The sequence below is a fragment of the Caldifermentibacillus hisashii genome (assembly GCF_039654145.1).
GTDB lineage: Bacteria > Bacillota > Bacilli > Bacillales > Caldibacillaceae > Caldifermentibacillus > Caldifermentibacillus hisashii.
This window is the reverse complement of the sequence record NZ_CP155467.1, coordinates 110,001-131,372: the sequence shown is the minus strand read 5'-3', so window position 1 is coordinate 131,372 and position 21,372 is coordinate 110,001. Positions and strand designations below refer to the sequence as shown.

Sequence of the window (21,372 nt, the reverse complement as noted above, 5' to 3'; positions counted from 1 at the left end):
TTTCCTTTGAAAACCACAAAAAATCTAGTCTTATTTATACTATTTTCCCCATTTTTCCATAAAAATATACGAATAATTATGGAAAAATTGGTTATATAGGTAAATACATATTGGCATTAAATTATATTAACATATGCATTAATCAGAGTCAAATTTTTTTGCCTTTAAAATATAATATCCTTTATCCCGTTTTGCAATTTTCACCTCATCATATATTTCTTCCATCACTTTTTTTGCCGATGGGGCGCCCTGCTTCTTTTGGATAACAACCCAAAATTCACCGCCATCGCATAAATGCTGATAGCTTTTTTCTATGATTTCTATCACTACTTTTTTACCGGCACGGATTGGAGGGTTAGTTACGATTGCTGCATAGTTATGCTCAATCACATTTTCAAAAACATCACTTTCAAAAATGTTTACATTATCAATGTGATTTTGTTCCGCATTTTCTTTCGCCAGCCGAATGGCTCTCTCATTAATATCTATCATATGTATTTGTCTGTTTGGATAGGAACGTGCGAGCGCCAAACCGATTGGACCATAACCGCATCCAACATCAAGTATGGTTCCATCAACATCCGGGGGTATAAATGTGTCGATAAGCAATTTTGATCCATAGTCTACCTCATTTTTCGAAAACACACCACGGTCCGTTTTAAAGCGAAACAGGTATCCTTTTAGCTGACAAGACCAATATTTCGGATCACTGGCTACATCTGGTTTATGGGAATAATAATGATCAACCATGATCATCACCTCAATTCAGTTCTAGGTAGGAAGGGGGAAAGTTTTGTGAAAAAAGCTCGCTATTGTCAGCGAGCTTTTTTTATTTTATATAATCAATCCGAGATGAACTTGCTCAAGTAAATTATTTAACTTCAACGCCTGCTCCAACTTCTTCAAGTTTTGCTTTAATTTCTTCTGCTTCTTCTTTAGAAGCACCTTCTTTAACTGGTTTTGGTGTGTTGTCAACAAGATCTTTTGCTTCTTTAAGTCCAAGACCTGTGATTTCACGAACCACTTTAATAACTTTAATTTTTTGAGCACCGGCTTCAGTTAAAACAACATCAAATTCAGTTTTTTCATCACCAGCAGCTCCAGGAGCAGCTCCGCCAACTACAGCTACAGGAGCAGCAGCAGTTACACCAAACTCTTCTTCAATTGCTTTTACTAAATCGTTTAATTCTAAAACTGACATATTTTTTACAGCTTCAATAATTTGTTCTTTCGTCATCAGTTTTTCCTCCTAATTTGATAATTTTCATATTAAATAATCGAATGTTTTTAAACCGAACGAACCCTAATCTCTTGCATTAAGAAACATTAAAAAGTTTAAATCATGCAATCTTTATTGAATTATGCACTTTGTTCTTCTTTTTGATCAGCAACTGCCTTTGTAACAAGCGCAAAGTTGCGGATTGGAGCTTGAAGAACGCTAAGCAACATAGAGAGTAAACCTTCTCTTGAAGGAAGTTCAGCAAGAGCTTTAATTTCCTCAACCGAAGATACTTTTCCTTCAATAACGCCTGCTTTCATTTCTAATGCTTCATGTTCTTTTGCAAAGTTATTTAAAATTTTTGCAGGAGCCACAACGTCTTCATTACTGAACGCAATGGCATTCGGACCTGTTAAAACTTCAGTTAAACCGTTTAAATCAACAGCTTCAGCAGCTCTGCGGGTTAAAGAGTTTTTATAAACTTTAAATTCAACCCCTGCTTCACGAAGTTGTTTCCGCAGTTCTGTTACCTCAGCAACATTCAATCCGCGATAGTCAACAACAATGGTTGAAACACTGTTTTTTAGTTTTTCAGCAATTTCTTCCACTAACTGTTTCTTTTGTTCAACAGCACTAGACATACCTACACCTCCCAGTTGATGATTATCACATCTATACCGGCCTGTCTACCAAAAAACCTCCTTGCCGGTAGACAAGGAGGTTTACATAGCCAGTCTTTTCGACATTCGAAATCCTGGTAATCATACGATCTATGTTTATTACCTCGGTAGGAAATTAAGCTCTTGAGGAGCACCTACTGTCTACGGTATAAATGCTTTTATTTCATTTACGAAAAAAATCATAACATATATATGCTTTATCAGTCAACTGTCATTTTTAAACAGTTGTTGGGTCAAGTTTAATTCCAGGTCCCATTGTTGAACTGATTGTTACATTTTTTATATAAGTGCCTTTTGCGGCAGCAGGTTTCGCTTTATTAATTGTTTCAACAATAGTAGCTAAGTTTTCGAGAAGTTTATCATTGTCAAAGGAAATTTTTCCAATTGGAACATGGACATTTCCTGCTTTATCTGCACGATATTCAACTTTCCCTGCTTTAATTTCATTTACAGCACGTGTAACATCAAATGTAACCGTACCTGTCTTCGGGTTTGGCATTAAGCCTTTCGGACCTAACACACGACCCAATTTCCCAACTTCTGCCATCATATCAGGTGTTGCGACGATTACATCAAATTCAAACCAACCTTGTTGAATTTTATTAATATAATCTGCATCACCTACATAGTCAGCTCCGGCAGCTTCTGCTTCTTTTGCCTTATCACCTTTCGCAAAAACTAGCACACGTTGCGTTTTACCGGTTCCGTTTGGAAGAACAACTGCTCCACGGATTTGTTGGTCATTTTTTCTAGGGTCAATGCCTAAGCGAAATGCAACTTCTACCGATGCGTCAAATTTTACATAACTTGTTTTTTTCAATAGTTCAATTGCTTCTTTTGCATCATATGCTTTTGAACGATCAATCAGCTTTACAGCTTCAATATATTTTTTACCTCTTTTAGCCATAATAATCCTCCTTAACTGTGGTTTTAACGGTTGGGACCTCCCACGAATAGAGGTTGCGACTTGAAAATAAACACTGTTGCCGCAACCCCATACTCTTCATGAAACAATTAATCTTCAATCACAATACCCATGCTGCGTGCAGTACCTTCAACCATTTTCATGGCTGCTTCAACACTTGCTGCATTTAAGTCAGGCATTTTTGTTTCAGCAATTTCACGCACTTTATCACGTTTAACTGTCGCAACTTTTTTACTGTTTGGTTCACCGGAACCAGATTCAATACCAGCTGCTTTTTTGAGAAGTACAGCAGCAGGTGGTGTTTTCGTAATAAAAGTAAACGAACGGTCTTCAAAGACTGTAATTTCTACCGGTATAATCAAACCAGCTTGATCAGCTGTACGAGCGTTGAATTCTTTACAAAATCCCATTATGTTAACGCCAGCTTGACCTAATGCAGGACCGACTGGTGGCGCAGGATTTGCTTTACCTGCTGGAATTTGCAGTTTCACTACTTTGATGACTTTTTTTGCCACGAGACACACCTCCTTAAGTCCGTGATGTGGTAAATGGGTCTATGCCCTCCCACTCATTCAATAGCATATATCTTACAACAGCACTAAAACACTGTCAATCTCAATAAAGAGACATACCGACTTAAAAATAGTATCAAATTTCAAGACATTTTTCAAGCTATTCGTTATTATATTTTTTCAATTTGTGAAAAGTCTAATTCTACCGGCGTATCCCGGCCAAACATATTCACTAGTACTTTGATTTTTGCCTTAGCACGGTCGATATCTTCAACAGAAGCTGTAAAGTTGGCAAATGGCCCTTCAATTACTTTTACAGTGTCCCCTACTTCCAGATCAACCTCAATACGTTTTTCTTCAATACCCATCCGTTTTAAAAGTGCGCTAACCTCTTCCGGTAATAACGGTATCGGTTTTGAGCCGGAACCGGTTGAACCAACAAAGCCTGTTACTCCAGGAGTATTACGGACAACATACCAGGAATCATCTGTCATGATCAGTTCCACTAACACATAACCCGGAAATACTTTTTTCTTTACGACTTTGGATTTTCCGTTTTTTATTTCTGTCTCTTCTTCTTCCGGGACGATCACACGAAAGATTTTATCTTCCATCCCCATCGTTTCAACCCGTTTTTCCAAATTTGCCTTCACTTTATTTTCATACCCTGAATACGTATGAACAACATACCAATTTTTTTCCATTGAAGAGGACTATATGTCCTTCCCTCCCTAAATCAAAATATAAGATAAAGAAAACTTAAGCGTCCGAGCCTTTATGAACGACTCGTGACTCGTCGATCACCGAAAAAAATATAATTTTTCGGCTACGATTTATTCGTTGGAAAAGTCATTGTTCTTTCAACTGCGGAGCCTATGCTTTCGAAGCCTTCCTTGCTCTACACAGCATTCCTTGTGCACTTATATTGAAAACTTAAAATTTCCCGCCACAAGCGAATTCTCATCCTAGCTGGAAATTTATACTTTACTAACGTATAATGAAAAAACCCGACAACCGGGTTTTACACTGTTCATTACCATTATAACAAAGGATGAACATGTTATTCACTTATTAAGGTAATAACTCAATAATTTGTGTTAAACCTAGATCTACTAAAGTGAAAAAAATTGTAAAAAAGATAAGTGTTGTAATTACAGTAATCGTATACTTGGTCAATTCTTTCCGGTGCGGCCATCGAACTTTACGCATTTCTACGATAACATTATGGAAAAACTTGCTGATCCTTTGCATGTCAAACCTCCAAAATTGGGAAATTACTAGGTTTATGCTTGTCTATGAACTGTATGTGTTTGGCATTTTGGACAATATTTTTTTAACTCCAGACGTTCGTCTTTGCTATCATTTGTTTCCGTCGTCCGGTAATTCCTACACCCACATACCGAACATGCTAATACTATTTTTTTAGGCATCTACACACACCATCAATCTTTAATCTAAACTACTCTATCTTTCAAACTTTAACATGTAACCGGTTATTATGTCAATGTCTCTTGAATGTCCTGTCGCGGTTTTTCTTGTGGACTGAACAATAAAACTAGTCCAAAGTTATTGACCCGGATGTTTTATTCTTATTCTATAAAATTAGAAACCCTTCATCGGCGTTTCCCTGGATTCTAAGTATTTTTCCAGTTTCCGTTTCACTCTTTGTAAAGCATTATCAATTGACTTGACATGTCGATTCAACTCTCCGGAAATTTCCTGATAGGATTGCCCGTCCAAATATAATGCTAAAACTTCCCGCTCCAAGTCACTTAACAACTCTGCCATTTTTATTTCAATATGATCAAATTCTTCCTGATTAATAATTAGCTCTTCCGGATCCAATGATTTTGTTTCTGTCAACATATCCATTAAAGTCCGATCTGATTCTTCGTCATAGACAGGCTTGTCCAATGATACATAAGAATTGAGGGGAATATGCTTTTGCCGCGTTGCCGTTTTAATTGCCGTAATAATTTGCCTTGTAATGCACAATTCCGCAAACGCTTTAAAAGACGACGACTTATCATCTTTATAATCCCGGATGGCCTTAAATAATCCGATCATACCTTCCTGAACAATGTCTTCACGGTCAGCACCAATTAAAAAATACGATCTTGCTTTGGCTCGGACGAACTGACGATATTTATGGATTAAATAATCAAGTGCCTCACTATCTCCTTTGTGAACCATTTCAACGAGTTGCTCATCATCCATATTGCCAAACTGAAGATTACCGTATATTTTACCCTTTTCCCTCAAGAACATCACCCCGGCCACTCAGTTGTTAGGTACATTATACATTAGCAATTTTTATAGCGTCAACATCATTCATTCGCCTCTTCTGAATCTTTCAAAAAAATCAAGCACTTCCTTCGTTAAAGGTATTTTGGAAATTGGCCGTTCATGCTTAATTTCATCCACATTTTTTGAAATCTTTTTTTCTATTTCTTTAATTTCATTATACAATTCCCGGGCAGATTTACGAAATGCTCCCTTGCCAAAAATTTGCCCTTGCTCAGCATAATCAGATGTCGCGACAAATACTTTTGTTGTACGGTTAACCAACTGATTAGCCAATTTTTCAATTCTTTCGTCTGCCGTTTCCTTTTCCTTAGTAAAAATAATCTCGATATTAAAATTTCTATATTTCCGTTCTAAGCCTTTTACAATATAGGCATCAAAAACAATGATGACTTTGACTCCGGTAAACCCTTGGTATTCAGCCATTTTTTCAATTAGTAAATCCCTTGCAGCTGCTAAATCTTTATTCTTTAATTTCTGCAATTCTGGCCATGCTCCGATCATGTTATATCCATCAACAATAAGAATATCCATGGGTTTTACCTTAACGGACTACGTTTTCGATAAATTTCATACATTAGCAGTGCCGCTGCTACCGATGCATTCAAGGAAGTGACATGACCTCTCATTGGTAATTGCAGAAGAAAATCACATTTTTCTTTATGTAATCGGCTGATCCCTTTTCCTTCACTGCCGATGATAAGGGCAATCGGCAAGACTCCATCAACATCCCGGTAATCCATGTCTCCTTTGGCATCTGTTCCGGCAATCCATACTCCTTTTTCTTTCAGTTCATCTATGATCCGGGTAATATTTGTTACTCTTACAACAGGAATATGCTCAATTGCTCCGGTCGAAGCCTTTGCCACAGTTGCTGTCAAACCAACTGATCTTCGTTTTGGAATAATGATGCCATGGACCCCGCAGGCATCTGCCGTACGCATAATGGAGCCCAAATTATGCGGATCTTCAATTTCATCCAAGATGAGGAAAAAAGGGGGTTCATTTTGCTCTTCTGCCCTTCTGAACAGTTCATCAAGTTCATAATATTGATAAGCGGCAACTTGAGCAACTACTCCTTGATGGTTGCCGTCCACCATTTCATCAAGCTTTCTTCTAGGTACAAACTGAATAATTAATTGATTTTCCTTTGCCGCTTTAATAATTGGTTGCATCGCCCCTTTTTGGGAACCTTCGCCTATCCATATTTTATTTATATCCCGCTTTGCCTTGATTGCCTCCAAAACAGGATTTTTTCCAATAATAAAATCATCCATGTTGATCACCTATTCTTTCTTCTACTTTCATAAAAGCTTGCTGGATTAATTCCTCCAAACGAAGGAAGTTTTGCGAGAGAAAATGATACCCAAGCAATGCTTCAAAGGCAGTGCTATAACGATAGGTTTGAACATCCGTATTTTTAGGGGTTGTATGACTTTTCGCATTTCTTCCTCTTTTGACAACGGCCAATTCCTCTTCAGTCAGATATTCATCGTTAATAAAAGCATGGATAATAAAGTTTTGTGCTTTTGCCGATACATATTGAATCGCTTTTTTCTGTAAGATATTCGGTTTTACTTCCCCTTTTTTTAATAAGTGACGCCTGACATATACTTCATAGACGGCGTCACCCATGTAGGCAAGGGCAAGACTATTTAAGCTTTTTGGGTCTCGAACATAATCACTTATCAGCATACGTTAACTCCTTTTCCAACGCGTTCCTTGAGGGGTATCTTCCAAAACGATGTTCATCTCTTTTAATTGGTCACGAATTTGATCGGCTGTATGAAAATCACGATTTTTTCTCGCTTCATTTCTTTTTGTAATCAATTGTTCAATTTCCTCATCCAGTAATTGGTCTTTGGTCAGTTCCAATCCTAAAACATTAAAAAATTGTTCAAATGTCTCTAAAAATTTACGAATCACAACTGGCGATGTATTTTTTTCCATCAAATAATAATTTGCCAACTTGGATACCTCAAACAGAACCGATATTGCATTGGCTGTATTAAAGTCATCATCCATTTCCTCAATAAATTGATTATGGAAGTTTGCAATTTGATCGAGCCATTTTTGGTCATCTTCTACTAAGTTTGTACTCGCCTCCAAGCGATGTTTTAAGTTTTGGTACGACGTTTGTAAGCGTTCCAATGCTGATTTTGCGTTGTTCAATAATTCTTCACTGTAATTAATCGGATGCCGGTAATGAACCGACAGCATAAAAAAGCGTAATACATTCGGGTCATGCTGCGTAATAATGTCATGAACAAGCACAAAGTTTCCTAACGATTTGGACATTTTTTCGTTATCAATATTAATATAGCCATTATGCATCCAATAATTTGCAAAAGGTTTTCCCGTTAAACTTTCCGATTGAGCGATTTCATTTTCATGGTGTGGAAATGTCAAATCCTGCCCCCCGGCATGAATATCAATCGTATCACCGAGATATTCCCTTGCCATTGCCGAGCATTCAATATGCCAACCCGGTCGGCCTTTTCCCCATGGACTTTCCCAGTATACTTCACCGGGTTTTGCCGCTTTCCAAAGAGCAAAATCCAGCGGGTCCTGTTTTTTCTCGCCTACTTCAATTCTTGCACCAAGTCGTAAATCATCAATTGATTGATGAGATAACTTTCCGTATTCTTGGAATTTCTTCGTCCGAAAATACACATCCCCATCCGATTCATAAGCAAAATCTTTATCAATGAGGCCTTTAATAAAATGGATGATAATATCCATATTTTCAGTAACCCGCGGATGATGTGCAGCCTTGAGGCATCCGAGAGCAGCGATATCTTCAAAATAAGCCCGGATAAACCGGTCGGCCAAAGAAAACACATCTTCATTATTTTCGTTCGCTGCTTTGATAATTCGATCATCCACATCGGTAAAATTCGATACATACTTCACTTCATAACCACGAAACTCTAAATAGCGACGTACCGTATCAAAAACGATCGCGGGCCGTGCATTGCCGATATGAATATAATTATAAACGGTCGGCCCGCACACATACATCTTTACTTTTCCTTCTTCTATCGGTTTAAACACTTCTTTTTTCTGCGTCAATGTATTGTAAATTCGAATGGACATCTTCTAAACTCCTTTCCTTCTTTAGCCGTTCGATTTCATCTTTGAGTTCATTTATTTGTTGTTGCATCGATTTGCAAATGTCGGCTATCGGATCAGGCAAGTCCGTATGATTCAGATCTTTCTTTATTTTCACACCATCTTGAACAACTACATGCCCGGGAATTCCTACCACAGTTGCGTTCGGAGGAACATCTTTTAATACGACCGAACCGGCACCAATTTTTGAATTTTCGCCAATGGTGATTGAGCCGAGCACTTTCGCACCGGTAGCAACCAGCACATTATCTTTCAATGTCGGGTGTCTTTTCCCTTTTTCTTTACCTGTCCCTCCAAGTGTTACACCTTGATAAATGGTTACATTATCGCCAATTTCGCAAGTTTCCCCAATAACTACACCCATCCCATGATCGATGAAAAGGCGTCGACCGATTTTTGCTCCCGGGTGGATTTCAATACCGGTCAAAAACCGGCTGAATTGTGAAATAAATCTAGCCACAAAAAATAATTTTTTCTTAAAAAACCAATGAGCAATCCGATGGAACCAAATGGCATGTAATCCTGAGTAGGTCAAAATTACTTCCACATAACTCCTGGCTGCAGGGTCCTGATCAAAAACAACTTCAATATCTTCTTTCATCCTTTTAAACATCATCTCACCCTCTTTGGCTAGAATCTCTCTCCCTTTTTGCTTTTCTAAAAATTAAAAACGCCCCTGTCACAAGGACAGAGACGCTAATTTTGCGCGGTTCCACTCTGTTTGGACCAATTTTATAGAAACAGCAAATGAAGGTTTATGGTCCCAACTCTGTCCTAATAACGGTAGGATGCCGCCTTTACCTACTCCAATGATTGTTTCAACAAAGGACTCCGGGGTGCATTTCAATAACCATAACTTTAGACCACTCTCAGCTTATGTGATCCTCTCTGAAAAAGTATCATTATTTACTTCTCCCCGTCACAGCTTTCATTTTATTCTCTTTGTACATTTACTATATTACATTTTTATAAAAAAGTTAACTTAAAATGTTTTGGATCCGTTTTTTTACTGTTTCTTTGCCTAATAACTCGATTGTATTCGGTAGTTCCGGTCCATGTTCTTGACCTGTAACAGCAACACGGATTGGCATAAACAATTTTTTACCTTTTTGACCGGTCGCTTTTTGAACCCGTTTGATTGCAGCTTTAATTTCCGCAGCTTCGAATGGCTCTAAATCCTCCAGTTCTTGTAAAAATGCCCGTAATACTTCAGGTACTTGTTCTTCACTTAAGATTGCTTTTCCAGTTTCATCATAGCTGATTTCCTCTTTGAAGAAAAGCTCGGACAATGAAACAATCTCCGCCCCATAACTCATTTGTTCTTGATAAAGAGCAACCAGTTTATTCACCATTTCCAATTGTTCGGGGCTTGGATTTTCAGGAACACGTCCTGCGTTCACTAAATGTGGCAATGCCAATTGTACAACTTTTTCAACCGGAAGTTTTTTCATGTATTGGTTATTCATCCAAATCAATTTTTGTCTGTCAAAAACAGCAGGTGATTTGGAGAGGCGAGCCGGGTCGAATATCTCGATTAACTCTTCCTTGGAGAAAATTTCCTCTTCTCCAACCGGTGACCAGCCTAATAATGCAATAAAATTAAATAATGCTTCCGGTAAATAGCCGAGCGCTTCGTATTGTTCGATAAATTGAATAATCGATTCATCCCGTTTACTCAATTTTTTATGATTTTCATTAACAATCAATGTCATATGTCCAAAAGTTGGAGGTTCCCATCCAAACGCTTCATAAATCATTAATTGTTTCGGTGTATTGGAAATATGATCGTCACCGCGAAGAACATGACTGATTTTCATTAAATGATCATCAATAGCCACAGCAAAATTGTATAACGGCATCCCGTCTTTTTTGACAATGACAAAATCCCCGATATCTTCAGACGCAAAGGAAACTTCCCCCTTGACGATATCATTGAAGCGATAAACTTTTCCTTCCGGGACACGGAAACGAATACTTGGTTTTCGTCCCTCCGCTTCAAGTCTAGCCTGATCTTCTTTTGTTAAATGACGGCATTTACCGGAATAACGCGGTGCTTCTCCACGGGCAATTTGTTCTTCCCGTTCTTTTTCTAATTCTTCTTCCGTGCAATAACACTTATAGGCTAATCCTTTTTCCAGTAAATCCTCATAATATTTTTTATAAATGTCGAGTCGTTCTGATTGCCGATACGGTCCATATTCACCACCGACATCAACACTTTCATCCCAGTCCATACCAAGCCATTTTAAATATTTTAGCTGACTTTCTTCCCCGCCGACAATATTCCGCTTTTGGTCCGTATCCTCTATCCGAATAATAAATTGACCCTTTTGATTACGGGCAAATAAATAATTAAAAAGTGCCGTTCTTGCATTTCCGATATGTAAATGACCGGTTGGGCTCGGTGCATATCGAACGCGTATGTCGCTCATTTAAATTTACCTCCAATTATTTATCAATACGATTTTACTATCGTTAACTTTACTTATTTTACAACAAAAACAGAGATTTGTTATCATCTTAACTTGAATTATTTTAAACCTTTTCTAACAAAACGACAGCCAATGAGGCAATCCCTTCCTCTCTTCCTGTAAATCCGAGCTTTTCCGTAGTTGTTGCTTTAACATTTATTTGTTCTCGTTCAGCTTCCAGAATAGAGGCGATATTTGTTTTCATTAATTCAATATAGGGTGCCATTTTCGGCTTTTGTGCAATAATAGTGGCATCAATATTTACCAGTTGGTAACCTTTATCTTTAATCATTTCCCAAACATTTTTCAATAAAACAGCGGAGTCTGCATTTTTATAAGCATCATCATTGTCCGGGAAATAACTGCCGATATCACCTAAACCAACCGCTCCTAAACACGCATCTGTCACTGCATGTAATAAAACATCCGCATCTGAATGCCCCAAAAGCCCTTTTTCATACGGGATATGTACCCCGCCAATAATTAACGGACGTCCTGCAACTAACTGGTGAACATCATATCCTTGTCCAACACGCAACAAGCCAATCTCTCCTTTTCCTGTTATTCATTCCCTTTTTGTCTTTGAATAATTGCATTGGCAAAAATTAAATCCTCCGGTGTGGTTATTTTAAAATTTTCATAATCTCCTTCAACGACAACAACTTTTCCTCCAAATCTTTCTAACAAACTAGCATCATCTGTCCCTATATATCCATCTTCTTCAGCCTTTTTATGGGCATTCATGATTAAATGGAGTTGAAATGCTTGAGGCGTTTGGATCGACCATAATGTTGAACGATCAATCGTTTCCTCAACAATACGGTTCCTCACTTTTTTGATTGTATCTTTTACCGGAACAGCCAACACCGCTCCCCCGTAGTGATTTGCCTTTTCAACCAGTTGATGAAGATATTTTTGCTTTACAAACGGTCTTGCCCCGTCATGTATAAGCACAATGCATTCATTTTGCAGCTGTTGCAATCCTTTATATACGCTCTGTTGCCGTTCACTGCCTCCTTCTACCATAGCCGCAATTTTTCTTAATTGAAATTGCTCAACCAAGTCCCTTATTTCTTTTCGATCCTGTTTATGAATAACGAGTGTAATGGATTTACACCAATTGTCCTTTTCAAAAATTTTCAAGGTATGTACAAGTACCGGTATTTCATCAATATGAACAAGCAATTTGTTTTTTTCCATACCCATTCGTTTCCCCGTACCTGCTGCCGGGATGACAACATGATATTCCATTCGTATACTTCCCCTGATCCTCTATATTTTGACTCTTTTCTGTAAGATTGTTGCATTTTGATTGAAAAATAACTTTTAATCACTTCTAACCTCAGGAACGATTTCAAGTTTTATGTATCCGCTTCTGCATCCAATAGCAACAAAATTTTAAACCAGCCTTTTCTTAATATAATAAAATAAGGAGGATCATAATTCAAATTGGATCCTCCTTTCATTAATCTATAATGCTTTCTCTAATAATTTGGGCTTGGCAAATATCATTCGACCCGCAGATGTTTGCAATACACTTGTTACGAGAACATTAATTGTTTTACCTATATGATTACGTCCTTCTTCAACAACAATCATCGTTCCGTCATCAAGATAGGCAATTCCTTGGTTGTGTTCCTTCCCGTCTTTAATTACTTGAACAATCATTTCTTCACCCGGAAGAACGACCGGTTTAACCGCATTAGCCAAGTCATTAATATTTAGCACGTTTACTTGTTGAAGCTCGCATACTTTATTTAAATTAAAGTCATTGGTAACCACTGTACCATTTGTTAATTTAGCCAATTTTACCAGCTTGCTGTCAACCTCTTGGATATCTTCAAAATCCCCTTCATATATTTCCACTTTAATGGGAAGCTCTTTTTGGATTTTATTTAAAATATCAAGCCCTCTTCTGCCGCGGTTTCGCTTTAGAACATCTGATGAATCAGCAATATGTTGCAGTTCTTCTAAAACAAATTGGGGAATCACAATGGTCCCTTCCAAAAAACCTGTCTGACAAATATCCGCAATTCGGCCGTCAATAATGACACTAGTATCTAAAATTTTTAATTGACCACTACCTTTTTGGGTATTACCATCTGCTACTTTTTTCTTATTTGCCCGATTTTGGAAAATACTTAATAGTTCATCCCGCTTTTTAAAACCTACTTGGAAACCCAGATAGCCAAAAAGCAAAGTCAAGATAATCGGGGCAATTTCATTAAGAACAGGTAAGAATACAGCATTTAAGGCATAACTAATCAAAAACGCTACAACCAATCCGAGTATTAATCCTATTGTTCCGAACAGTAAATCCAAAATTGGCGCTTTTATTAATGATTCCTCGACCCACTTAATAAAATTCACAACATATTTAACAGCCCAAAAAGTGATAAGATAAAAGATAATAGCTCCTAGGATTGCAGATACAAAAGGGTTATCAACAAGTGCAAACTGATCTAGGTTTGTCAGATGATATAAAAACGGTAAAAACAGAACACCTAATGTTCCTCCTACAAACAGGAAACAAGTTTGGACAATACGTGTAAGCATAAACTCACCTCCTCGTATAATATACATTATAAACAATTACTAATTTTTGAAACGTTATATAACAGATTTATTTTTTAAATGTAATCAGAATGAAATAGTTATTTTCCAACAGAATCTATCAAAAAATGTAAGGGCACCCGAAACAACTTATTGTTCCTTATATTAAGAAAACAGATCGTTCCTTAATCGAATGCAGCTTGAAGTGCTTCATTAATCGTCGCTACCCCAATAATTTGAATAGGTTGGTTAATTTCCCAGCCACCTATATTGTTCCGGGGAATTATTATTCTTTTAAATCCTAACTTTGCTGCTTCCCTTACCCTCTGTTCGATTCGTGATACTCTTCTAATTTCACCTGTTAATCCGACTTCACCGATAAAACAATCGGTTGCCCGTGTCGGTGTGTCCCTGAAACTGGAAGCTATACTAATAGCAATAGCTAAGTCGATGGCCGGTTCATCTAATTTTACCCCACCAGCTGCTTTCAAATAGGCGTCTTGGTTTTGCAATAACATCCCAACACGTTTTTCTAAAACGGCCATGAGTAAAGAAACACGATTATAATCGATTCCAGTTGCCATTCTGCGAGGATTTCCAAATGTTGATGGCGAAATTAAGGATTGGACTTCAACTAAAATCGGTCTGGTGCCTTCCATTGATGCAACTACGGTTGAACCCGAAGAACCCATTGAGCGTTCTTCTAAAAAAACTTCTGACGGATTGGCAACATCATTTAAACCCTCTTCTTTCATTTCAAATATACCAATTTCATTTGTAGAGCCAAAACGGTTTTTTACCGCACGTAAAATTCGAAATGAATGATGTCGTTCCCCTTCAAAATAAAGAACCGTATCAACCATATGTTCTAAAACTCTTGGACCGGCAATAGCCCCCTCCTTCGTTACATGCCCCACAATGAATATCGGAATCCCACTTGTTTTGGCTATTCTCATCATTCCACTCGTACATTCCCTAACTTGAGAAACGGAACCTGGAGCAGAGGTCACATCCGGGTGGTATATCGTTTGGATGGAGTCAATTACTGTAAAATCCGGTTTGATTTCTTGAATTGTTTGTTCAATAAACAACATATCCGTTTCCGAAAGTACGTATAAATTGCCGCTTGTTATTCCTAAACGATCAGCACGCATTTTTGTTTGTTTTACAGATTCTTCACCTGATATATACAGTACTTTCAATCCTTTGGTAGCCAACTGGTTGGAAACTTGTAAAAGTAATGTTGATTTCCCAATCCCGGGATCTCCACCGATTAACACGAGTGAGCCATTGACAATCCCACCGCCTAAAACACGATTCAATTCAACTGAATTAGTTAAAACCCGCGTTTCCTCTTTAGATTCAACCGTTGTAAGAGGAACCGCCTTTCGATCCGATGTCAATGGTGAATGATGAGAAAATCCGGCATGGCGATTGCCTGTTACTTCCTGAATCTCTTCAACAAATGTATTCCATTGTTGACAGTTCGGACAGCGCCCTAACCATTTTGGTGATTCATAGCCGCAAGAATGACAAATAAATTTTGTTTTCACTTTAGCCATCTATATTATTTTCCCCTTAATATAAAAACATTGTTATATTTTTGTATTTTTCTACCTTATTTTCCCATATATAAGGAAACGAGGCAACCTACTAAAGTTGTATTTAGAAAAGTTGCCTCCTAATGTTTATTCCTTCAACTGATATTCATTAAGAGTATACACTTGCTTTTACTTTAAATTCATCCTCTTCAACATCCACAGTAACATGTTGACCGGGCTTCACTGTTCCTCTTAATAATTCCTCAGATAGTAAATCTTCAACATGTTTTTGAATCGCACGGCGTAAAGGTCTTGCCCCGTATTCCGGATCATAGCCTACTTCTGTAATTTTTTCTTTAGCCGAATCTGTTAATGTTAATTCGACACCTTGCTCTTTTAATTGTTTCTTTAATGATTCCAGAAGCAAGTCAACAATTTTTTTCAAATGTTCCCTTTCAAGAGAGTGGAATACAATAATCTCATCAACCCGGTTCAAAAATTCCGGACGGAAAGCCCGCTTTAACTCTTCCATGACACGATCTTTCATGTCTTTATAATCTTGATTTCCATCTTGGACACTGAATCCAACATACTTATTTCTTTTCAATGACTCTACTCCGATATTAGAAGTCATGATTACTATTGTATTCCTGAAATCAACCGTTCTTCCTTTCGAATCGGTAAGACGTCCATCTTCTAATACTTGTAATAAAATATTAAATACATCCGGATGTGCCTTTTCAATTTCATCCAGCAAAATAACGGAGTAGGGTTTTCGTCTTACTTTTTCAGTCAATTGACCGCCTTCATCATAACCGACATATCCCGGTGGTGAGCCGACAAGACGTGATGTGGAGTGTTTCTCCATGTACTCACTCATATCAATCCGAATCATTGCATCTTCGTCACCGAACATTGCTTCAGCTAAAGCCCTTGCTAATTCGGTCTTACCAACACCGGTAGGACCTAAGAAAATAAATGAACCGATTGGACGCTTCGGATCCTTTAGTCCGGCTCTTGCTCTTCGTACAGCTTTGGCAATAGCTTTAACCGCCTCCGTTTGGCCTACGACACGATTATGAAGAATTTCTTCCAGTTTCAATAATTTTTCTGTCTCTGTTTCTGCAATTTTTGATACCGGAATCCCTGTCCAGCTAGACACTACGCTTGCGACGTCTTCAACAGTAACTTGGCTGTTCTCTTTTCCTTGTTTTTCTTTCCATATTTTCTTTGTTTCTTCAAGTTGCTCACGGAGTCTTTGTTCCATATCCCTTAATGATGCAGCTTTTTCAAATTCCTGACTTTGAACCGCCGCATCTTTTTCTTTCCGAACTTCATCCAGCTTTACTTCTAATTCTTTTAAGTTTGGCGGTGTCGTAAAGCTACGGAGACGAACTTTTGAACCGGCTTCATCAATGACGTCGATGGCCTTATCCGGTAAAAAACGGTCGGAAATATATCGATCAGAAAGAGTTACAGCAGCTACAATTGCGTCGTCGGTAATCGCTACCCGGTGGTGAGCCTCATACCGGTCACGAAGTCCTTGTAAAATTTGAATAGATTCTTCTACTGTTGGCTCATCGACCATGATCGGTTGGAATCTTCGTTCTAGTGCTGCGTCTTTTTCAATATATTTTCTATATTCATCAAGGGTCGTTGCACCGATACACTGCAATTCACCACGTGCCAACGAAGGTTTTAAAATATTGGATGCGTCAATTGCACCTTCAGCACCACCCGCGCCAATTAACGTATGCAATTCATCGATAAATAGAATAATATTTCCGGCCTGACGAATTTCGTCCATTACTTTTTTGAGACGATCCTCAAATTCTCCGCGATATTTCGTTCCGGCAACAACGGTCCCCATATCTAAGGTCATTACCCGTTTATTACGTAAAATTTCCGGCACCTCATTGTTGACAATTTGTTGTGCCAGTCCTTCCGCAATCGCCGTTTTTCCGACACCGGGTTCACCAATTAAGACCGGGTTGTTTTTTGTTCGACGGCTTAATACTTCAATAACCCGTTGAATTTCTTTACTGCGACCAATAACAGGATCGAGATTGCCGTCCCTTGCCACTTGTGTTAAATCTCTGGCAAGACTATCCAAAGTTGGTGTGTTTACATTCGTTACACTCCCATTAGAAGCACCCGAATCACTGTTACCTAACAGCTGAAGAACTTGTTGCCGTGCTTTATTTAAACTTACGCCAAGATTGCTAAGTACACGTGCAGCCACACCTTCTCCTTCTCTAATTAACCCGAGAAGAATATGTTCCGTTCCGACATAGGAATGCCCGAGTTTTCTTGCTTCATCCATGGATAGTTCAATAACCTTTTTCGCTCTCGGCGTATATTGGGGAGTTTGTGTTAATTCTTTGCCAACACCAATTAAATTTTCCACTTCTTTTTGTATTTTTTCCGGAGTTAATCCAATTCCAAACAAAGCTTTAGCAGCAATCCCTTCACCTTCCCGGACTAATCCTAACAAAATATGTTCGGTCCCTACATTCACATGTTTTAAACGGATGGCTTCTTCCTGGGAAAGTGCCAATACCTTTTGTGCTCTTTCAGTAAATCGTCCAAATAGCATATATTTACCTCCTTATCAGTTGTTATTTTCCATTTGGAGGCGTTCACGAATCATCGTTGCCCTCCTTACATCTCGCTCAAATGGCCTAAGTCCTCCACCTGCATAAAGTTGTAAAAAACCGGGTTGTGTAAGAATCATTAACTCATTCAAAATATTCCTTGAGATATTTTTTATATATCCGATATCAATGCCAAGGCGCACATCGGACAGACATTGAGCCGCTTCCTTTGTTTCAATAATCCTGCTGTTCATTAGTACCCCTAATGAACGATAAATTTTATCTTCTAATTGAACACCGGATGTTTTAATAATCGCTTCTCTGGCCGCACGCTCCTGATTAACAATCTGTTGAACCACATCATTTAAGTCTATGATAATATCCTGTTCGGATTTTCCCAATGTAATTTGATTGGAAATTTGGAAGATATTGCCTAAAGCCTCGCTCCCTTCTCCATAAATCCCCCGGACAACTAAACCAAGTTGATTAATAGATGGAATCAACTGTCTCATTTGTTGTGTCATGACCAAACCGGGGAGATGCAGCATAACAGAAGCCCGAAGTCCTGTTCCAACATTTGTCGGACAACTTGTTAAATAACCACGCACTTCATTAAACGCATAATCCAAGTGCTGTTCAAGCTGGTCATCAACCGCATTAGCAAGATCAAGAGCTGCTTGTAATTGCAATCCTGATAAAATACATTGTATTCGAATATGATCCTCTTCATTAATCATAATACTAATTTCTTCATTTTGCGATAACAGACATGCACCGGTAATAGACTGATCGGCTAAACTTGGACTAATTAAATGTTTTTCCACTAACACTTGTTTCTGTAAAGGTTGAAGTTCTTCCATTTTTAACAATTCCGCATCTTTTAGCGGATGCAAATTTAAAAGTGGAATAACAGATTCAACTTGTTTTAGGACTTTGTCAGCTTCCTCTTTTGTAAAAATGGTTGGGAATAAGTAATCTTTTAAATTTCTTGCCAGACGAATTCTGGAAGTCAAAATAATGTCAGCCTGGGGACCATCTGCATTCATCCAGGAACTTATCGATTGATTTATAAACCGTTCGATTGACATAGTTTATTCGCCCCCCTCTTGCAATTGTTTCTCATAAAGGCGAATTTCATCCCTTACTTCAGCGGCTTTTTCAAATTCTTCCTTAGCAACTAAGGTTTGTAACGTTTCTTTTAAGATATCAATTTTCTTCCGGATGTTCAGGACTCCACCGGAACGTTGAGGGATTTTTCCATTATGTTTCCAATTTCCTCCATGGAGTCTTCTTAAAAGTGGATTTAATTGTTCTTGAAATGCTTTATAGCAATGTGCACATCCGAAACGTCCAATATTCAAAATTTGATTTAATGTCATTCCACATCTGTCACATTGAATAATTTCGCCGGATTGGATCGGATTATTTTGATTTAATTGTTCTATATTCGAGTTCAAATTGAATAATCCTGCTAATAAATTATTAATTGCAAATCCGGAAGTACCACTAATCATAAACTCTGTACCTTTTTCTTGTGCACAATGTTCACAAAGGTGTATTTCCGTTTTTTCCCCATTAATAATCTTTGTAAAATGCAAGGTTGCAGTCCTTTTTTGACACTCTTGACATATCAACTTAGTTCCCCTGCCTTATGATATTATTCATACTTTAGAGTTAATAACATTGCTTTTAAAATTCTTGCCCTTATTAAATCTCGTTCGGGCAAGTCTAAATAAATTACTGAACGATCCAGTGCACTTAACATTATTTTTTCTTCACGTTCATTAATAACTCCTTCTTTTCGTAATCGATTTATGATATCTGTAGCAGAAGATTGAGGAATTTGATTACCAATGATCGCAAACAATTGGTCGATAAGGTGTTTCTTACTATTCGGTCTAACTTTAATAATCCGAATATATCCGCCACCGCCACGTTTACTCTCAACTAAATAGCCGCGTTCAAGGGTAAATCTTGTATTAATAACGTAATTGATCTGTGAAGGAACACATTGAAATTTACTGGCAATCTCACTGCGTTTAATTTCTAATATTTCTTCTTCACTCATCTCTAATATTTGCTTTAAATATTCCTCAATGATATCCGAAATATTTCTCAAGGTTTCCTCCCTCCAAAAACCTCTTTGTATTATTTTCAAAAACAACAGAAGTTCCTATAATCAATTATATTATTAACTATTGACTTTGACTATATTTGACTTTAATTTATTATATATTTTTTTATTATGAATCGCAAACCAAATAACCATTTTCATTTATAATTTATTTGTTGCCTTTGAAAGTACCTTCTAAACATTGTTTACATAAAATAGCACATGATTTGATTGAAAAGTTGTCTTTCACGATGATTCCTTGAAAAATGCTAAACACATTTTTTGAGCGATAAGTTTTTGGGAAAGACTTTTTAAAGTCCGGGTAAAAGTTATTTCAATTTCTTGGGGTTTCGGGGAAATTATTCAGAGCATGAGACGTTTTCTAAGGTTTGAGATTATGAAAAATGGTTTCATTCTTTTTTTAAAACTGATTTTGGTAAATGTCATTGGCAAAAGAGATCTTAAGAAAGCATAAACTTGATTGGTAAATACTGCGATCCTTTTATGCCTTTATTCTTAAGATCTCTCCAAATCGAAACCTGAATTAACTTTTTTAAAACAGGGATATTTCTAAATTGATTTAATAATTAGTTTTTAACAATTTCCTGTCCACGAACATTCCATGTAAATGCAAAAACAACTGCTGCGAGTACACATGATATCGTTAACAATATAAAACCTGCGTTCCATCCCGCTGCATCTACAAGGACACCCATTAAAGCATTTGCAGTTACTGTGCCACCTAGGTATCCGAATAATCCGGTTAAACCAGCAGCGGTTCCTGCAGCTTTTTTAGGTACAAAATCAAGTGCTTGTAAACCAATTAACATAACAGGTCCGTAAATTAAAAATCCTATTGCAATTAGACAAGCCATATCAATAATCGGCTTTCCTGCTGGATTAAACCAGTACACAAGAACAGCAACTAAAACTCCAAGAATAAAGACAAAGCCTGCGGGTCCACGGCGCCCTTTAAATACCTTATCTGAAATCCAACCACATAATAACGTACCTGGAATACCAGCCCATTCATATAAGAAGTAGGCAATACTAGATTTATCCATATCAAAACCTTTTTCTTCACTTAAGTACATCGGTGCCCAGTCAAGAACGCCATAGCGTACAAAATAAACAAAAATATTCGCAAATGCTATCGCCCAAACCCACTTATTGTTTAATACATATTTAAATAAGATCTCCTTCGTTGTCAGCTCCTTTTCAAATGTTTCTCGCGTTTTTGTTGGATAATCATTTCGGTATTCTTCAATTGGAGGTAATCCAACAGATTGAGGAGTATCTCGAATTAAGAAATACGAAATAATAGCAAC

The 21,372-nt window shown here is 37.6% G+C and carries 24 protein-coding genes and 2 other annotated features (1 of these 26 cut by a window edge); all 24 genes read right to left on the bottom strand.

Annotated features, from left to right (window positions below; translation table 11 throughout):
* Positions 1–138: 138 nt before the first annotated feature.
* The gene (locus tag NSQ14_RS00635; protein ID WP_227139572.1) at positions 139–750 is read right to left on the bottom strand and encodes a class I SAM-dependent methyltransferase; all 612 of its coding nucleotides are present in this window, start codon (positions 748–750) and stop codon (positions 139–141) included.
* 121 nt (positions 751–871) lie between these two features.
* A complete protein-coding gene (rplL, locus tag NSQ14_RS00630) occupies positions 872–1,237 on the bottom strand; it encodes a 50S ribosomal protein L7/L12 (RefSeq protein ID WP_034767001.1) in 366 nt (121 codons plus the stop codon).
* A 122-nt stretch (positions 1,238–1,359) separates the two neighbouring features.
* Entirely contained in the window at positions 1,360–1,860 is a 501-nt protein-coding gene (rplJ, locus tag NSQ14_RS00625) for a 50S ribosomal protein L10 (protein WP_034766992.1), read from the bottom strand.
* Between the two features lie 41 nt (positions 1,861–1,901).
* Positions 1,902–2,064 (bottom strand) — a sequence feature (ribosomal protein L10 leader region).
* 52 nt (positions 2,065–2,116) lie between these two features.
* Positions 2,117–2,806 carry a 50S ribosomal protein L1 gene (gene rplA / locus NSQ14_RS00620; protein WP_034766990.1) on the bottom strand — a complete coding sequence of 230 codons (690 nt, stop codon included), beginning with the start codon at positions 2,804–2,806 and terminating at the stop codon, positions 2,117–2,119.
* Positions 2,807–2,913: 107 nt separating this feature from the next.
* Entirely contained in the window at positions 2,914–3,339 is a 426-nt protein-coding gene (gene rplK, locus NSQ14_RS00615) for a 50S ribosomal protein L11 (protein WP_034766988.1), read from the bottom strand.
* A gap of 167 nt (positions 3,340–3,506) precedes the next feature.
* A complete protein-coding gene (gene nusG / locus NSQ14_RS00610) occupies positions 3,507–4,040 on the bottom strand; it encodes a transcription termination/antitermination protein NusG (protein WP_034766986.1) in 534 nt (177 codons plus the stop codon).
* A 367-nt stretch (positions 4,041–4,407) separates the two neighbouring features.
* Positions 4,408–4,587: a preprotein translocase subunit SecE gene (secE, locus tag NSQ14_RS00605; RefSeq protein WP_034766984.1), complete on the bottom strand. Its 180-nt coding sequence runs from the start codon at positions 4,585–4,587 to the stop codon at positions 4,408–4,410.
* A gap of 32 nt (positions 4,588–4,619) precedes the next feature.
* Positions 4,620–4,766 carry a 50S ribosomal protein L33 gene (gene rpmG / locus NSQ14_RS00600; RefSeq protein ID WP_072012620.1) on the bottom strand — a complete coding sequence of 49 codons (147 nt, stop codon included), beginning with the start codon at positions 4,764–4,766 and terminating at the stop codon, positions 4,620–4,622.
* A gap of 172 nt (positions 4,767–4,938) precedes the next feature.
* A complete protein-coding gene (gene sigH, locus NSQ14_RS00595; RefSeq protein ID WP_095141911.1) occupies positions 4,939–5,604 on the bottom strand; it encodes an RNA polymerase sporulation sigma factor SigH in 666 nt (221 codons plus the stop codon).
* 63 nt (positions 5,605–5,667) lie between these two features.
* Positions 5,668–6,174: an NYN domain-containing protein gene (locus tag NSQ14_RS00590; protein ID WP_034766980.1), complete on the bottom strand. Its 507-nt coding sequence runs from the start codon at positions 6,172–6,174 to the stop codon at positions 5,668–5,670.
* 5 nt (positions 6,175–6,179) lie between these two features.
* Positions 6,180–6,917, bottom strand: coding sequence for a 23S rRNA (guanosine(2251)-2'-O)-methyltransferase RlmB (rlmB, locus tag NSQ14_RS00585; protein ID WP_034766978.1), 738 nt, complete (start codon positions 6,915–6,917; stop codon positions 6,180–6,182).
* Positions 6,910–7,335: a Mini-ribonuclease 3 gene (locus tag NSQ14_RS00580; protein WP_034766976.1), complete on the bottom strand. Its 426-nt coding sequence runs from the start codon at positions 7,333–7,335 to the stop codon at positions 6,910–6,912. Before NSQ14_RS00580 ends, rlmB begins: the two co-directional genes overlap by 8 nt.
* 3 nt (positions 7,336–7,338) lie before the next feature.
* A complete protein-coding gene (cysS, locus tag NSQ14_RS00575; protein WP_034766974.1) occupies positions 7,339–8,736 on the bottom strand; it encodes a cysteine--tRNA ligase in 1,398 nt (465 codons plus the stop codon).
* Entirely contained in the window at positions 8,687–9,385 is a 699-nt protein-coding gene (cysE, locus tag NSQ14_RS00570; protein WP_034766972.1) for a serine O-acetyltransferase, read from the bottom strand. Before cysE ends, cysS begins: the two co-directional genes overlap by 50 nt.
* A 73-nt stretch (positions 9,386–9,458) precedes the next feature.
* Positions 9,459–9,704 (bottom strand) — a binding site (T-box leader).
* 45 nt (positions 9,705–9,749) lie between these two features.
* A complete protein-coding gene (gltX, locus tag NSQ14_RS00565) occupies positions 9,750–11,204 on the bottom strand; it encodes a glutamate--tRNA ligase (RefSeq protein WP_041847221.1) in 1,455 nt (484 codons plus the stop codon).
* Between the two features lie 103 nt (positions 11,205–11,307).
* Entirely contained in the window at positions 11,308–11,784 is a 477-nt protein-coding gene (ispF, locus tag NSQ14_RS00560) for a 2-C-methyl-D-erythritol 2,4-cyclodiphosphate synthase (RefSeq protein ID WP_041847220.1), read from the bottom strand.
* Positions 11,785–11,804: 20 nt separating this feature from the next.
* Complete coding sequence (ispD, locus tag NSQ14_RS00555) at positions 11,805–12,494, bottom strand: 2-C-methyl-D-erythritol 4-phosphate cytidylyltransferase (protein ID WP_041846756.1); 690 nt, start codon at positions 12,492–12,494, stop codon at positions 11,805–11,807.
* 219 nt (positions 12,495–12,713) lie between these two features.
* Complete coding sequence (locus tag NSQ14_RS00550; RefSeq protein ID WP_251246677.1) at positions 12,714–13,799, bottom strand: PIN/TRAM domain-containing protein; 1,086 nt, start codon at positions 13,797–13,799, stop codon at positions 12,714–12,716.
* 182 nt (positions 13,800–13,981) lie between these two features.
* Positions 13,982–15,358: a DNA repair protein RadA gene (gene radA / locus NSQ14_RS00545; protein WP_227091963.1), complete on the bottom strand. Its 1,377-nt coding sequence runs from the start codon at positions 15,356–15,358 to the stop codon at positions 13,982–13,984.
* Between the two features lie 148 nt (positions 15,359–15,506).
* The gene (gene clpC / locus NSQ14_RS00540; protein WP_108897210.1) at positions 15,507–17,933 is read right to left on the bottom strand and encodes an ATP-dependent protease ATP-binding subunit ClpC; all 2,427 of its coding nucleotides are present in this window, start codon (positions 17,931–17,933) and stop codon (positions 15,507–15,509) included.
* A gap of 15 nt (positions 17,934–17,948) precedes the next feature.
* Positions 17,949–19,019 (bottom strand): protein arginine kinase, encoded by a 1,071-nt coding sequence (locus NSQ14_RS00535; protein WP_034766955.1) that lies wholly within the window; start codon positions 19,017–19,019, stop codon positions 17,949–17,951.
* A 3-nt stretch (positions 19,020–19,022) separates the two neighbouring features.
* The gene (locus NSQ14_RS00530) at positions 19,023–19,565 is read right to left on the bottom strand and encodes a UvrB/UvrC motif-containing protein (RefSeq protein ID WP_034766953.1); all 543 of its coding nucleotides are present in this window, start codon (positions 19,563–19,565) and stop codon (positions 19,023–19,025) included.
* Positions 19,566–19,588: 23 nt separating this feature from the next.
* The gene (locus NSQ14_RS00525; protein WP_034766951.1) at positions 19,589–20,050 is read right to left on the bottom strand and encodes a CtsR family transcriptional regulator; all 462 of its coding nucleotides are present in this window, start codon (positions 20,048–20,050) and stop codon (positions 19,589–19,591) included.
* Positions 20,051–20,631: 581 nt separating this feature from the next.
* Positions 20,632–21,372: the 3' portion of a glycerol-3-phosphate transporter gene (gene glpT, locus NSQ14_RS00520; protein WP_041846759.1), read on the bottom strand. Its footprint extends 618 nt past the window's final position; only the last 741 of its 1,359 coding nucleotides appear in the window; its start codon lies off the right edge, out of view — the gene reads right to left on this strand; it ends in the stop codon at positions 20,632–20,634.